At 32.0% G+C, this 15,286-nt stretch carries 13 protein-coding genes; 10 read left to right on the forward strand and 3 right to left on the reverse strand.

Annotation, left to right across the window (positions count from 1 at the left end; translation table 11 throughout):
* Positions 1–5 precede the first annotated feature (5 nt).
* The 10 genes from ELQ09_RS01320 to ELQ09_RS01365 all read left to right on the forward strand — a co-directional run bounded on the left by ELQ09_RS01320 (position 6) and on the right by ELQ09_RS01365 (position 12,745).
* The gene (locus ELQ09_RS01320; protein WP_002853464.1) at positions 6–230 is read left to right on the forward strand and encodes a DNA-directed RNA polymerase subunit omega; all 225 of its coding nucleotides are present in this window, start codon (positions 6–8) and stop codon (positions 228–230) included.
* Positions 214–2,409: a bifunctional (p)ppGpp synthetase/guanosine-3',5'-bis(diphosphate) 3'-pyrophosphohydrolase gene (locus ELQ09_RS01325; protein WP_002866265.1), complete on the forward strand. Its 2,196-nt coding sequence runs from the start codon at positions 214–216 to the stop codon at positions 2,407–2,409. The genes ELQ09_RS01320 and ELQ09_RS01325 overlap by 17 nt, the downstream gene beginning before the upstream one ends.
* An 11-nt stretch (positions 2,410–2,420) precedes the next feature.
* A complete protein-coding gene (gene tyrS, locus ELQ09_RS01330) occupies positions 2,421–3,626 on the forward strand; it encodes a tyrosine--tRNA ligase (RefSeq protein ID WP_002881322.1) in 1,206 nt (401 codons plus the stop codon).
* A complete protein-coding gene (locus ELQ09_RS01335; RefSeq protein ID WP_070295729.1) occupies positions 3,623–4,714 on the forward strand; it encodes a nitronate monooxygenase family protein in 1,092 nt (363 codons plus the stop codon). Before tyrS ends, ELQ09_RS01335 begins: the two co-directional genes overlap by 4 nt.
* Complete coding sequence (locus ELQ09_RS01340) at positions 4,714–6,693, forward strand: N-acetylmuramoyl-L-alanine amidase (protein ID WP_087684559.1); 1,980 nt, start codon at positions 4,714–4,716, stop codon at positions 6,691–6,693. Before ELQ09_RS01335 ends, ELQ09_RS01340 begins: the two co-directional genes overlap by 1 nt.
* Entirely contained in the window at positions 6,690–8,546 is a 1,857-nt protein-coding gene (gene mnmC / locus ELQ09_RS01345) for a bifunctional tRNA (5-methylaminomethyl-2-thiouridine)(34)-methyltransferase MnmD/FAD-dependent 5-carboxymethylaminomethyl-2-thiouridine(34) oxidoreductase MnmC (RefSeq protein ID WP_096703102.1), read from the forward strand. Before ELQ09_RS01340 ends, mnmC begins: the two co-directional genes overlap by 4 nt.
* A 104-nt stretch (positions 8,547–8,650) precedes the next feature.
* Positions 8,651–9,790 (forward strand): hydrogenase small subunit, encoded by a 1,140-nt coding sequence (locus tag ELQ09_RS01350; protein ID WP_002860472.1) that lies wholly within the window; start codon positions 8,651–8,653, stop codon positions 9,788–9,790.
* Positions 9,791–9,792: 2 nt separating this feature from the next.
* Positions 9,793–11,508: a nickel-dependent hydrogenase large subunit gene (locus ELQ09_RS01355; protein WP_096703103.1), complete on the forward strand. Its 1,716-nt coding sequence runs from the start codon at positions 9,793–9,795 to the stop codon at positions 11,506–11,508.
* A gap of 11 nt (positions 11,509–11,519) precedes the next feature.
* Positions 11,520–12,212, forward strand: a complete 693-nt coding sequence (cybH, locus tag ELQ09_RS01360) for a Ni/Fe-hydrogenase, b-type cytochrome subunit (protein ID WP_087684564.1) — start codon at positions 11,520–11,522, stop codon at positions 12,210–12,212.
* A complete protein-coding gene (locus tag ELQ09_RS01365) occupies positions 12,209–12,745 on the forward strand; it encodes a HyaD/HybD family hydrogenase maturation endopeptidase (protein ID WP_002933633.1) in 537 nt (178 codons plus the stop codon). The genes cybH and ELQ09_RS01365 overlap by 4 nt, the downstream gene beginning before the upstream one ends.
* Here ELQ09_RS01365 and recR read toward each other — a convergent pair.
* Genes recR through ELQ09_RS01380 form a run of 3 tightly spaced genes read right to left on the reverse strand, consistent with a single transcriptional unit; the run spans position 12,742 to position 15,217 of the window.
* Positions 12,742–13,314: a recombination mediator RecR gene (gene recR / locus ELQ09_RS01370; protein ID WP_002901297.1), complete on the reverse strand. Its 573-nt coding sequence runs from the start codon at positions 13,312–13,314 to the stop codon at positions 12,742–12,744. The two genes, ELQ09_RS01365 and recR, sit on opposite strands and share 4 nt — an antisense overlap.
* The gene (locus ELQ09_RS01375; protein WP_134224571.1) at positions 13,314–14,549 is read right to left on the reverse strand and encodes an ArsS family sensor histidine kinase; all 1,236 of its coding nucleotides are present in this window, start codon (positions 14,547–14,549) and stop codon (positions 13,314–13,316) included. The genes recR and ELQ09_RS01375 overlap by 1 nt, the downstream gene beginning before the upstream one ends.
* Entirely contained in the window at positions 14,546–15,217 is a 672-nt protein-coding gene (locus ELQ09_RS01380; RefSeq protein ID WP_002861955.1) for a response regulator transcription factor, read from the reverse strand. The genes ELQ09_RS01375 and ELQ09_RS01380 overlap by 4 nt, the downstream gene beginning before the upstream one ends.
* Positions 15,218–15,286 lie beyond the last annotated feature (69 nt).

Here is a 15,286-nt window from a genome sequence, read left to right on the forward strand (position 1 = left end):
AAATTATGGATAAAAGAATAGAAGAAGTAGCAGCAAAAGCTTTGGAAAAAATGGGTAATGATAGATATCGCCTTTCTTTAGTGGTAGCAAAAAGAGCGGAACAATTGGCGAATGGAGCAACCCCTTTGGTAGACTTTGATAAAAATAAAAATAAACTTGCAGATATAGCTTTATATGAAATTGCAGAAAATAAAATCACTTTAGAGGGTTTAGTTGAAACCAATCGATGAAGAATTATTGCTTGAACAATTAATCGATAATGTAAAAAATTGTAAAGATTTAGAAGCTGCTAAGGCTTTGCTTTTCGAAATTTGTGGCCATGATGCCATTCTTGAAAAAGCGGTAGATTACTGTATATTTTGCCATGAAGGGCAGTTTAGAAAAAGTGGAGAGCCTTATGCGGTACATCCTATTTTAGTAGCAACACTGGTTGGATTTTTAAGTGAAAATAAAAGCAATATTTTAGCTGCTTTATTGCATGATGTGATTGAAGATACAAACTGCACTGAAGAAGAACTTAGAGAGCAGTTTGGTTCTGAGGTTTTAAAACTTGTTTTAGGACTTACTAAAATTATAGAAATTAGAGAAGATAATCTCATTTCATCAAAATCTAAAAAAAGTTTAACTAAATCAGCCTTGACTTTCAGAAATATGCTTTTAGCAAGTATTGAAGATGTTGGGGTTTTGATTGTGAAGTTATGCGATAGGCTGCATAATATGCTTACTCTTGATATTCTAAGAGAAGATAAGCAAAAAAGAATCAGCGAAGAAACTTTAGTTGTATATGCCCCAATAGCCCATAGACTTGGTATTTCAAGCATAAAAAATTATTTAGAAGATCTTAGTTTTAAATATCTTATGCCAGATGAGTATAAGCTTATTGACAATTATATCAACTCCAATAATCAAGAAATGCAATTAGGTTTAAATGAATTTATTTCCAAAATCGAACTTTTATTTTTGAGCAATGGCTTTAGACAAGGTAGTTTTGAAATTCAAAAACGCATTAAACATAGCTATTCTATTTATCTTAAAATGCAAAGAAAAGGCATTGGTATTGAAGAAGTTCTTGATTTGCTTGGGGTAAGAATTTTGGTTGAAAAAGTAAGTGATTGTTATTTAGCTTTGGGAATTTTACATACACATTTTAACCCCTTGGTTTCGCGTTTTAAGGATTATATAGCCTTGCCTAAACAAAATGGTTATCAAACTATACATACCACACTTTTTGATGCTAAAAGTATTATAGAAGCACAAATTCGAACTTTTGATATGCATAAAATTGCGGAATTTGGTATAGCAGCGCATTGGAAATATAAAGAAGATGGTAGCGTGGTTGCGCCTCGTCTTGATTGGCTTACAGATATTTCAATGCAAAGTATAAACAATCTTGAAAATGCAGAAGATTATAATGCTATTGAACTTTATGAATATGCTAAAGATAGTCTTTATGTTGAAGATGTCGCAGTTTATTCTCCTAAGGGAGAAATTTTCACTTTGCCTCGTGGTGCAACGGTTCTTGATTTTGCTTATGAAGTGCATACCAAAGTAGGGCTTCATGCAAAAAGTGCTTATGTAAATCGTATTAAAGTGCCTTTGTTAACCGAGCTTAAAAATGGCGATATTGTGCGAGTGGTTACTAGCAATGATAAATTTTATCGCTGTTCTTGGATAGATAGTGTTAAAACAGGAAAAGCAAAAGCGAGTATAAGGGAATTTTGTAAGCAAAAAATCAGAGAGATTAATCTAGCAAGTTCTATTAATATGTTAAGTTTTATTTTTGGAGTTGATAAAAACAGAATTGAAACTTGGATAGAAAAAGAAAATTTAGCCAGACGCATTAGACAAGTAGCAACAGATAGTGCTTATTTAAAAGATATAGTTAATGGTCTTAAAAAATACGCCAAGAAGTCATATTGGTTTGATAAATATGAGATTAAAGAACAAAAAATAGGAAATTTTACTCTATATTGCAACCATAAAATCGCTAATGTGGATTTTGATTTTTGTTGCCATCCAAAAAGAGGTGATGCTGTTTTAGCTTTTGTTAAAGGTGGTAACGCTATCGTCCATCATAAGCTTTGCGATAGAGCTGATAAAATGATAGATAATAATCAAGATATGGTATTTATAAAATGGGATTCTAACATCCCTAAATCTTATAAATTGATTTTTTCTTTGGAAAATAAAAAAGGTGTTTTAGCGGAATTTTTGGCATTTTTAGCTAAAATGCAGATAAATCTATTAACAATCAATTTATCAAGTGATTTAAATTCGGCGGTAGATTATTTTGAGATTACAATGGAAATTCCTGATAATATCAACCCAGATAGTGTCAAGGATAGGTTAAAATCTCGTTGTAAAATTTTAGATTTTACATCTTTAAATGATGCTTATAAAGAAGGTTAAAAAGGTTTATTATGGATATAAAAAAAATATTAGCAGAAGTTAAGCGTGGTTGTGCAGAGCTTATTGATGAAGAAAGAATAGAAAATTTAATTAAAAATTATTATGAAAAAGGTGAAAATTTCTTTATAAAAGCAGGATTTGATCCTACAGCACCTGATTTGCATTTAGGCCATAGCGTGGTTTTAACAAAAATGGCTTTTTTGCAAAAACATGGAGCTATTGTGCAATTTTTGATTGGAGATTTTACAGGACAAATTGGCGATCCAAGTGGAAAAAGTGCAACGCGTAAAAAGCTGGATAAAGAGCAAGTTTTAATCAATGCTAAAACTTATGAAACACAGGTTTTTAAGGTTTTAGATAAAGAAAAAACACAGATTAAGTTTAATTCTGCTTGGCTTAATGAACTTGGAGCTGCGGGTATAGTAGAACTTACTTCAACTTTTAGTGTAGCTAGAATGCTTGAGCGTGACGATTTTACCAAGAGATTTAAAGAGCAAAGCCCTATTTCGATTTGCGAGTTTTTATATCCTTTACTTCAAGGATATGATAGCGTGGCTTTAAAAAGCGATATTGAAATGGGTGGAACGGATCAAAAATTTAATCTTTTAATGGGAAGACAGCTTCAAAGAGTTTATAACATAGGAAAAGAACAAGCTGTGATTATGATGCCTTTACTCGAAGGTTTAGATGGTGTAAACAAAATGAGTAAGAGTTTAAATAATTACATTGGTGTTACAGAAAAAGCTAATGATATGTATGCTAAAATTTTAAGTATTAGTGATGAATTGATGTTTAGATACTATGAACTTTTAAGTCAAAAAAGTCTAGAAGAAATTGCGCAGATAAAAAAAGATATAGAACAAGGTAATTTACATCCTAAAAAAGCTAAAGAAAATTTAGCTTTAGAGATTACAGAGCGTTTTCACTCCAAAGAAGAGGCTAATAATGCTAAGTCTGAATTTGATAGAATTCATTCTCAAAATGCTTTACCAAGTGATATGGCTGAGTTTGAAATACAAGGGAAAATTTGGCTTGCTAAGGCTTTGGTTGAATGTGGTTTGGAAAGTTCTACTTCTGCAGCAAGAAGAAGCATCAGTGCTAATGCAGTAAGTGTAAATTCTCAAAAAGTTAGCGACGAGCAAATGCATTTAGAACAAGGAGAATACATCTTACAAATAGGTAAAAGAAAATTTGCAAAATTAAAGGTAAAAGAATGAATTTACAACCCTTACAAATAGGAAAACATACTATAAAATATCCCATTTTTCAAGGGGGAATGGGACTAGGCATAAGCTGGGATAGACTGGCATCTGCGGTTTCTTTAAATGGTGGACTTGGGATTATTTCTTCTGTGGGAACAGGATATTATGAAGAAAGAAAGTATGCAAGTAAAGAATTAAATGCTAAGCCTTATGGAAGTGAAAATTTTTACTCACGCAAGGGTTTGCAAGCTTTGATTAATAATGCAAGAAAAGTTTGTGGCGATGCACCTTTGGGGTGTAATATCTTATGTGCAAGTAATGATTATGCAAGAATAGCACGCGATGCTTGTGAAGTTGGTTTTAATGTGATTGTTTCAGGCGCTGGACTTCCCACAAATTTACCTGAATTTGCTGCAGATTTTCCTGATGTGGCTTTAGTGCCTATCATTTCATCTGCAAAGGCTTTAAAAATTATTTGCAAAAGATGGCAAAGCCGTTACAATCGCTTGCCTGATGCAGTGGTTTTAGAAGGGCCAAAAAGTGGAGGTCATCAAGGTTTTACTTATGAACAGTGCTTAGATCCAAATTATCAGTTAGAAAAATTAATCGCTCCTGTGGTAGAAGAGGCTAAAAATTGGGGATCTTTTCCTGTGATTGCTGCGGGTGGAATTTGGGATAAAAAAGATATAGAAAACGCTATTTCTTTAGGGGCTAGTGGTGTTCAAATGGGAACGCGTTTCATAGGAACTTTTGAATGTGATGCGAGTGAAGAGTTTAAAAGCGTTTTGCTAGCTTCTAAAGAAGAAGATATAGAGCTTATTAAATCTCCTGTGGGCTATCCTGCACGTGGGGTTAGAACCAATCTTTTAAATTTGGTAGATAAAAGAATGGGTCCAAAGATCAATTGTATAAGCAATTGTGTAGCACCTTGTGGACGCGGAAAAGAGGCGACTAAAGTAGGGTATTGTATAGCAGATAGGCTTTTTGATGCGTGGTCAGGTAAAAAAGAAACAGGACTTTTCTTTACAGGTGCAAATGGATATCGTTTAGATAAGCTTATCAGTGTTAAAGAACTTATGGAAAAATTGGTTAATGGTGAATAATGGCTAAAATTTTTGTATTTTTAGTATTTGTTTTCACAACTCTTTTTGGAGCTTATGAAAATGAACTTGCAAATTTCGATAAAAATTTTATCGGTTCTAAAAGTGAAGTACAAGTAAAATTTCACCATCAGCTCAAAAGCCTTTATATACAAAGTGTTATTAATGAAGATGAAAAAGCTAAAATTGAAATTTTAAAAAGATTGATCATCAGTTCAAATACTTTAAATTTAGATGACAAGTCATATGCTAATGAGTTAAAAGAAAGTGGTATAAGTGAAGCAAGTATCAATGCTTTAAGAAAGGCTGTTATTAAAGATATTAAGGTTCAAAATATTTCTCAAGACACTGAAAAATCAACTTTTGAACCTATAAAAACAGTTCAAAAAAATGAAAAAAAATCATCTAACGAACAAATAAAAAATACAGAAAAAACAAATTCTAAAACTTCGCAAGCACCAAAGAGTAGTATCGTTTCTAAAGCAAAAAGCGATGATAAAATTTATGTTTTAAAGTCAAGTAAAACAAACCAAGGTGTAGAGTTTGAACTAAATGCAGATTTGGATAAGGATCAATTAAAAAGTTTTGCTTTAGACGAAAAAGGAAACTATCGTTTTATTAGTGATTTTGATGGGGTTTTAGAAGGGGGTAAAAAAGAGTTTAAATTTGATGACTATCGTTTAGTGATTTCACAATTTAATCCCAAAACCATACGCATAGTGGTTTATGCTAAAGAAAAAATTCCTATTGATATATCTTTTAAAGAAGAAAAATTAATTTTTTCAAAAGAAACTGCTAGCCAAAAAAAGACTGAGCAAGTTAGTAAAATTTCAGAGAAAAAGCAAGATCAAAAAACAGAAATTAAAACCAAAGTTTTAGAAACAAAAAAACAAGATAAAAAAACCAATAACGAAAAAGAAAATCAAGAGCCTTTATATGTTTTAGATGTGGATAAAATTTCTAATGCTGTGGTGTTAAATTTAAGCGATGATTTAGATGAAAAAGAAATAGCAGTATTTGATACCAAAGATCAAAAATTCCGATATGTTGTAAGTTTTAAGGGTGTGTTAGAAGGCAATAGAAAAAGCTTTACTTTTGGACAAAATGTGATTACAGTTACTCAATACAATCCAAAAACTGTTCGTGTGGTTTTGAGTGCTCCTAAAGAATTTAAACTCTTAAAGGAGTTGGATAATAAAAATCTCACTTTAGGTTTTTATACACAAACTACAAATCAAAATGTGAGTAAAAAAGCAAATCAAAGTTCTAGTAAAACTTTAAATACAAATTACAAATCAGGAAAGCTTGTGGTTATCGATGCGGGGCATGGTGGAAAAGATAGCGGTGCCTTAAGTGATAAAAAAGGAAGTTTAAAAGAAAAAGATATAGTTTTAAGCACGGCTTTAAAACTTGGAAATGAACTTAAAAAACGCGGTTATAAAGTGCTTTATACCAGAAGTTCGGATAAATTTATCAATCTTCGTGATAGAACCAAATATGCCAATGATAAAAGAGCGGATTTGTTTATTTCTATACATGCTAATGCAGCACCAAATGCCACAAAAGCTAAAAGTAGCGAAGGCGTGGAAACTTTCTTTTTAAGTCCTGCAAGAAGTGAAAGAAGTAAAAAGGCAGCAGAAAAAGAAAATCAAGGGGATTTTGAAGAGATTAATTATTTCTCAAAACAAAGTATTTTAAATTTCTTAAATCGTGAAAAAATCGTTGCTTCAAATAAACTAGCCATTGATGTACAAAAAAATATACTCACTCAAACACGCAAAAAGTATAAAATCGTAGATGGCGGTGTAAGAGAAGCACCTTTTTGGGTTTTAGTAGGTGCGCAAATGCCTGCAATTTTGATTGAAATTGGCTATATCACACATCCAAATGAAGGCAAAAGAATCGCCAATAAAGCTTTTCAAGATTTATTAGTTAAGGGTATTGCTGATGGAGTTGAGAGTTATTTTTATAACAACCGATGAAAAAAGCTAAGCTAATCTTTAAGGATAATACTCCTTTTTCTTTGGATTTTGATGATTTTTATTTTAATTCCAAAGATGGCTTAAATGAAAGTAAATTTGTTTATACTCATTCTTTTGAATGGAAAAATCAAGAAAATTTTATTATCGCAGAGAGTGGTTTTGGTATAGGTTTAAATTTTTTTCTTACTTTGAAACGCTTTTTACAAACTACCCCTTCTAAGCGTCCTAAAAAACTTTTTTATATTAGCGTAGAAGCTTTTTATATCGAAAAAGAACAATTAAGAGAAATTTATCAAAAACTAGGATTTTATGAAGAGTTTAAAGAGCTTTTAGAACAATTTTTAAAATTTTATCCTAAGGCTAAAGAAGGAATTTATCGTTTTTATTTTGAAGATTGTTTTTTAGATCTTGTTTTTGAAGATATAGCTGTTTTAAAAGAATTGGATTTTAAAGCTGATGTTTGGTATTTAGATGGATTTTCTCCAAATAAAAACTCGCAAATGTTTGATGAAAATTTAATCTTTGAAGTGGCAAGACTTTCTAAAAAAAATACACAAATTTGCACCTTTTCTTCGGCAGGTTTTTTACAAAAAAATTTAAAAAAATATGGTTTTAGAGTAGAAAAAACCAAAGGTTTTAGAAAAAGAGAAATGATTAAAGCTTATTTGGAAAATGAGCTTGAGTTTAAAGACAAAGAAGCGTATTTTTCAAGAACATTTTCATCTTTAAAAAATAAAAAAGTAGCTATTATTGGTGCGGGTATATCAAGTGCTGTTTTAGCTTATGAGCTTAGTTTAAGGGGTTTTGAAATAGATGTTTTTGAAAAACATTTAGAATTAGGCAAGGGTGCAAGCGGAAATGAAAGTGGAATTTTAAGCTCTTTAATCTTAAAGCCTAAGGTAAATTTAGGGGAGTTTTCAGAGCTTTCTTTTATAGAAGCAAGCCGTTTTTATAGACAAATTTTAGATTTAAAATTTAAAGGTGTGATGGAGTTTGCACATAATGATTTGATGCAAGAAAGATTTAACGCACAAAGAGAAAATATTTTGTTTAAAATTTCAAAAAATCAAGCTTTTTTAGAAGGGGGTGGAGTGATTTTTCCAAAAAATTTGGTTAAAAATCTTTTTGAAAAAAGCAAAGCTTGTATATATTTTAATCATGAATTTCAAGCTTATAAATTTGAAAATGAGTGTTTTAGTTTAAATTTTAAAAATAATATTGTTAAAAGTGATTATGCGGTTTTGATTTATGCTATGGGTGCAGATACAAAAGACTTTGTTTTTTATGATGAGATGAAATTAAGTAAAGTAAGAGGTCAAGTTACACATCTAAAACCTTTTTTAGATACCCCATTTCCTTTATCTTCTAAGGCTTATATTTGCCCTATAAAAGATGATTTGCAAGTGATTGGAGCAAGTTATGATAGGCTTAATGCAAGTTTAGAATCAAAAGAAGAAGATGATAAACAAAATATAGAAAATATAGCCGAATTTATAGATAAAAATACAAAATTAGAAATCATAGGTTCTAAAGTAGGTTTTAGATCTTATTCGAGTGATCGCTTTATGATAGTTGGAAATGCTTATGATGAAGCGTTTTATAAAGAAGAATATAAAGCTTTATTATGGACAAAAAATAAGGAGCAAAAACCAGCTAAAATGTCTTGTAATTTGTATTTTAATTTTGCTCATGGGTCAAGGGGTTTTAGTACAAGTGTTTTAGCGGCAAGGTATTTGTGTGCATTGATAAATAATGAACCCTTGTGTTTAGAAAAAAAATACATCCACGCTATTCACCCAGCAAGATTTTTGATTCGCAAACTTAAAAAAGGCTTATGGTTAAGCTTTAATTAAGAGTGATGCTAATATTTGCTTATGATGGTAAGTTTTTAACTTTATTTTAACTTCCTTTATTTTATTATTATAGAGAATAAATTTCATGTTATAAAGGAAATATAATGATTGATTATCATCAAATAGAGTCGCGTTTATCGACTCTTGAAAAGCTTCCTTCTTTGAAAGACAATGATAGTATTACAAAAGCATTAGAAAAGTCAGGTTTTTCTAGAAGGGATTTTATGAAATGGGCAGGTGCTATGACGGCATTTTTGGCTTTGCCAGCGAGTTTTACTCCTATGGTGGCAAAAGCTGCTGAGCTTGCTGATAGGCTTCCTGTTGTGTGGCTTCATATGGCTGAGTGTACAGGCTGTAGTGAGAGTTTGTTAAGAAGTGATACTCCAACGATTGATAGTTTGATTTTTGATTATATTTCTTTAGAATATCACGAAACAGTGATGGCTGCAGCAGGTTGGCAAGCTGAAGAAAATTTAGAAAGTGCCATTCAAAAGCATAAAAATAAATACATTTTAATGGTTGAAGGTGGTATCCCTATGGGTGATACGGAGCATTTTTTAACCATAGGTGCACATGGAAAAACAGGCTATGAGCTTTCAAAAATGGCAAGTGAAAATGCTTTGGCGATTTTTGCTATAGGAACCTGTTCTAGCTTTGGAGGAATTCAAGCCGCAAGACCAAATCCTAGCAACGCGCAGCCTTTAAGCAAAGTAACAAGTAAAACTGTGATCAATGTTCCAGGCTGTCCTCCAAGCGAAAAAAATATAGTGGGTAATGTACTTCATTATTTATTATTTGGTGAGTTGCCAGCACTTGATGTGTATAATAGACCAAAATGGGCTTATGGTTTAAGAATTCATGATCTTTGTGAAAGACGCGGACATTTTGATGCGGGTGAATTTGTACATGCTTTTGGAGATGAAGGAGCAAAACAAGGTTTTTGTCTTTATAAAGTAGGTTGTAAAGGACCTTATACTTTTAATAACTGCTCAAGAGAGAGATTTAACCAGCACACTTCTTGGCCTATTCAAGCAGGGCATGGTTGTATAGGTTGTTCTGAGCCTAATTTTTGGGATACTATGGGACCTTTTGAAGAGCCTATGGCTAGTCGTAAATTTGATACTGTTTTTGGTTTGGGTGCGGATAGTGTTTCAGATAAAATCGGTATAGGTGTGCTTACACTCACAGGCGTTGCTATAGCAGCACACGCAGTTATATCTTCCATGCAAAAAGATAAGGAATAAAAATGAGTCAAAAAATAATCGTAGATCCTATTACAAGAATTGAAGGGCATTTAAGAGTTGAAGTTGTTGTTGATGATAACAATGTGGTAAAAGAAGCTTATGCGGGCTCTACTTTGTGGCGTGGTATTGAAACCATAGTAAAAGGGCGTGATCCAAGAGATGCGGGTTTTATGACGCAAAGAATTTGTGGAGTTTGTACTTTTTCACATTATAAAGCAGGTATAGTTGCTGTTGAAAATGCTTTAGGTATTACTCCGCCTTTAAATGCGCTTTTAACAAGAACTTTAATGAATGCAGCTTTATTTTTACACGATCATATTGTGCATTTTTATCAACTTCATGGGCTTGATTGGGCTGATGTGGTAAGTGCTTTAAGTGCTGATGTTAAAAAAGCAAGCGATGAAGCTTTTAAATACACTTCAAATCCTTATGCAACAGGTGCGGATAAACTTCTTGAAGTGCAACAAAGACTTAAAACTTTTGTAGATAAAGGAAATTTAGGACCTTTTGCTAATGCGTACTATGGTCATCCAACTTATCGTTTAACTCCTGAGCAAAATTTAATCGTTCTTTCTCACTATCTAGAATGTTTAAGAATTCAAAGAATCATTGCTCAATGTATGGCGATTTTTGGAGCTAAAAACCCACATCCACAAAGCTTAACCGTTGGTGGTGTAACTTGCGTTATGGATTTACTTGATCCTGCAAGAATGGGTGAATATATGGTTAAATTCCAAGAAGTGCAAGACTTTGTTAATCGTGCGTATTATCCTGATCTTGTGATGGCAGGAAAAGCTTATGCACATGAAGCAAGTGTTTTAAATGATATAGGGGTAAATAATCTTTATACCTTTAAAGAATTCCAAATCGGAAGAGATGAATGGCTTTTTGAAAGTGGTATTATCAAAAATGGAGATCTAAGCAAGGTTTATGAAGTAGAAGAAGCTAAGATTACTGAAGAGGCAACTCATTCTTGGTATGCAGACAATGAACCTTTACATCCTTATGATGGCAAAACAAATCCAAATTATACAGGACTTGTAGATGGAGAAAGCGTAGATCATCATGGAAATAATGTCCATTCTAAAGTGTTTGATACTAAGGGTAAATATAGCTGGATTAAAGCTCCACGCTATGAAGGAAATCCTATGCAAGTAGGACCTTTAGCAAATATCGTTGTAAATTATGCTAAAGGTAATCAAAATGTTGTTCCTGTGGTAGATGAGTTCTTAAAAGAAACAGGACTTCCTTTAAATGCTGTATTTAGCACACTTGGAAGAACAGCTGCTCGTTGTATTGAAGCAAAAATCGTTGCAAATAATACTTTAAAAGCGTTTAATAATTTAGTTGAAAATTTAAAAGTAGACCAGAGTACTTGTGCTCCTTATGTGATCGATAATTCTAAAGAATACAAAGGACGCTATATGGGGCATGTGCCACGCGGAACATTAAGTCATTGGTGTAGAATTAAAAATGGCGTCATTGAAAACTGGCAAGCTGTGGTGCCTTCTACTTGGAATGCAAGTCCAAAAGACGCAAATGGCGTAGGGGGAAGTTATGAGCAATGTTTGATAGGACTTAAAATCGCTGATGTAAAACAACCGCTTGAAATCATTAGGAAAATTCACTCTTATGATCCTTGTATTGCTTGTGCGGTGCATGTAATGGATGCTAAGGGTAATAATCTAAGCGAATATAAAGTGAATGTCAATTTATAAAGGAGGCTTTCATGCAAAACAAAGAAGAAAAATTGCAAAGAAAAGCTGAATATGAATTTAGCATAGGTTTGCGTTTAACGCACTGGGTAAGAGCTATTGCTATAGTGATTCTTATTGGCACAGGGTATTATCTTTCTTATGTGTTTCAAAGTCCTATTAGTAACGGTGAACCCGTAAATTTTATGCAAGCAAAATATCGTTTAGTACATCAAGCGGTGGGTTTTATTTTAATTGCTTGTATTATTTTTAAGGTATATTTGTTTTTCTGCGATAAGGTAAGTGCAAAAGAACGCAGAAGTGTATGGGATATTTTTAATATCAAATTATGGATAGAACAAGTAAAATTTTACATTTTCTTAGGAAAACACCCGCATTTAAAAGGGGTTTATAATCCTTTGCAATTTGTAACTTATTTTTTCTTTTATCTTGTGATGTTAGGTATCATTCTTACAGGGCTTATTCTTTATACTCATACTTATCATGAGGGCTTAGGTGGGCTTTTATATCATATTTTAAGACCGCTTGAAGCTGCAATGGGCGGCTTGGCTGATGTAAGAACTTATCATAGAATTTTGATGTGGGTGATTATGATTTTTATACCAGTACATATTTACATGGCGATTTTTAACGCAGTAAAAGGTAAAGATGGTGCTATGGATGCTATTATTAGCGGATATAAATATGTAAAAGAAGAAAAGCATTGAAATTCTTAGTCCTTGGAATAGGCAATATCATGTTTGCAGATGAAGGCTTAGGCGTTCATCTTTGCAAGCAACTTGAAAAAAACTACAAATTCACTCATCCTGAATTTACTTTAGATTTTGTTGATGGTGGAACCTTGGCTTTGCAACTTAGCTACATCATCGCTCGATACGATAGACTTATTGTTTTAGACTGCATAGAAGCACAAGATGCGAGTATAGGAGATGTGTTTTTCTTTCCTTATGATGCCATGCCTAATAAAATTAGCTGGAGTGGAAGTGCCCATGAAATAGAAATGCTTCAAACCTTACAGTACATGGAACTTGCAGGAGATTTGCCTAAAACGCACATCTTAGCTTGTGTGCCAAAGCGTATTGAAGCAATGAGTTTTAAGATCTCAGATGAGCTTATACAAGGGGCTAAAATCATGGAAAAAACTTTTCTTGATTTTTTAAGCAAGGAAGGTTTTACTTATGAAAAGATTGCGGATTTTTCTTTGCAAGAATTAGCTGATATTTCTTATAAAAATTACTAAATTTTTGTTCTAAAATTCATAGCTTTATTTAAAGAGATTAAATCCACATTTTCTAAATTTACACCACTTGGAATTCCTTGAGCGATTTTACTAAAAGTTAGGTTTAAGCCTTTAAATTTATCTTCTATAAAAAAGATAGTTGCATCAGAATTAATGCTATGTGTCAACGCAAAAATGAGTTCAGAGGTATTTAGTTTAAGTATGATTTGCTTTAGTTTTTCAAGTTTTTCTTCACTTAAGTCATCTAAAACAAAATATAACCCATTGTAGCTTTGACTCTCTTCGAGTGTTAGTATATCTTTTGGACTTTCAACTATACATAAGATGTTTTTATTTCTTTCTTCATCACTACAAATTTCACAAAGCTCATTTTCGCTTAAAGCACCGCATTGCTCACAAGGTTTTATAAAGCGGATAGCATTTTCTATATTGTGTGCAAGTTTCATACCATCGATTTGATTATTTATGCAAAGGTGATAAGCAAGCCTTATGGCGGTTTTTTTTCCTATGGTAGGTAAATTCGCGAAACTTTCAACAAGTTCGTTGAATTTTTCTAGGCCTTTTGCCATTATTTTTCTTTATCTCCAAAGAAAATTTTAAAGCAATGTTTTCCATCATCATAAAAATAAATCAAATCAAAATTATGCAGTTTGCATACTTCTGAAACTATATAAAGTCCTAGCCCCATACCTTTGACCTGATTGTGTTTTTCTCTTGTGAAAGCTTCAAGATAATGTTCTATAGGCTCTGCTAAAGGCTTGCCTGGATTTTTAATGGTAAAACATTCTTTGCAACAAAAAAGCTCACAAGCGCCATTGTTTGAGTATTTTAAGGCATTATCGATAAGATTTTTTAAAATTACAGAGAAAATTTCCATATCAACATTGATTAAAGCATCATATCTTATATCGACTTTTACAACTTTATTAAAATCATCTCTCATAAGGTGTTCTTTAGCTTCCTCAAGTATAGTGCTAAAACGACTAGGTTTAAAGTGTAAGTTGTAGTTTTTTGAAAATAAATTTTCGATTTTGGCAAATTCATTGATCAAAGAATCCATGCGTAAAAATATAGCGATAAGTCTTTCTTTTTGTCTGTCTTCTTTGATCATTTCAGAAATGATTCTCCCTTTTCCTATAGGGGTTTTTAACTCATGCATAATTGTTCTTAGGAACAGTTGTCTTGATTGGATTAATTCTTGATTTTTTTTGAAAGCTTTTTGAAATTCAAAGGCGATTTTACCTACTTCATCTTCTTGATAGTCTAAAAAATCAGGTTGCTCCCCATTTGCAACTTTAGCAACTTGCCTTCTTAATTTTTTTAAAGGTTCTAAAGATTTTAATACCGAAAAATACATAAAAACAACCATCAAAGAAAAAGAAAAAAATCCTATTAATAAAAGATTATAAACTCTATCACTAGTATTTTCTTCATACAAGCCATCAAAATCTTTACATTGAACATCAAAATAAAGATTGCTATGATATTTTAAAGAAGAAAGGGTGCAAAATTCTCCATTTGCTTTAAAAAGTGATTGTCCATTATTTCTTATGCTTTTTACAAGATAGGGATTTTGTATAGTATTAAAACCGCTATTTTCAAGATAGGAACCTATTTTAGTGCCTGAAGTGTTTTCATAGGAGATGAGTAAATTTTTTATAAGATTTTCTTGTTTTAAACTTTCTTCTTCGTTGTAAGCACTTCCTTCTATTTTCAAAAGAACGATAAAAAGCACACAAACTAAGAAAAAAGTAACAACAAATAAAATAATTAGTTTGGTATAAATAGAATAATTTTTTGTCATCCTATTAGTTTATATCCTATACCTCTAACAGAAAAAATATGTTTTGGAGATTTTGAACTATCTCCTATTTTTACTCTTAAGCGACCGATGATAACATCGAGACTTTTAGAATCTTTATCTTTTAGATTTTTACAGCGACTTACAAGCTGTTCTCTTGAAACGCTATATCCGTGCTGCTGGATAAGATATTCTAAAATTTCAAACTCAGCAGGAGTAAGTGTTAAAACCTTATCTTCATAGGTAATCTCATGCCTTCTTTCATCGATTTTGAAAGCGGAGTTAATATTTTCATTATTTGCGTGTTCAACTCTTTTTGTGCGACGAATAAGACTCATAATCCTTGCATACATTTCTTTTGGATCGTAAGGCTTTGGTAGGTAATCATCGGCACCAATTTGAAGACCTACAACCTTATCGCTTAAGTCGCCTCTAGCTGATGAGATGATAATGGGAATATTGCTTTTTTGTCTGATTTCTCTACAAACTTCAAGACCATCAATTCCTGGTAAAGTTAAATCCAAGATTAGGCAATCATAGCCTTGAACGCCTACATTTAAGGCGCTTTTAGGATTTTCAAAATTTGTGATTTTAATATTAAACTGCGCTAAATACTCAGATAATAATTGCGCAAAATCAGGATCATCTTCTATCATCAACACATTAATCATTTTAGTATCCTTTAAATTTTATCTAAGATTTATAATATTTGCATAATTTTATTTAAAATTTGATAAATT

Source organism: Campylobacter sp. CH186, assembly GCF_004378925.1.
GTDB classification, from domain to species: domain Bacteria; phylum Campylobacterota; class Campylobacteria; order Campylobacterales; family Campylobacteraceae; genus Campylobacter_D; species Campylobacter_D jejuni.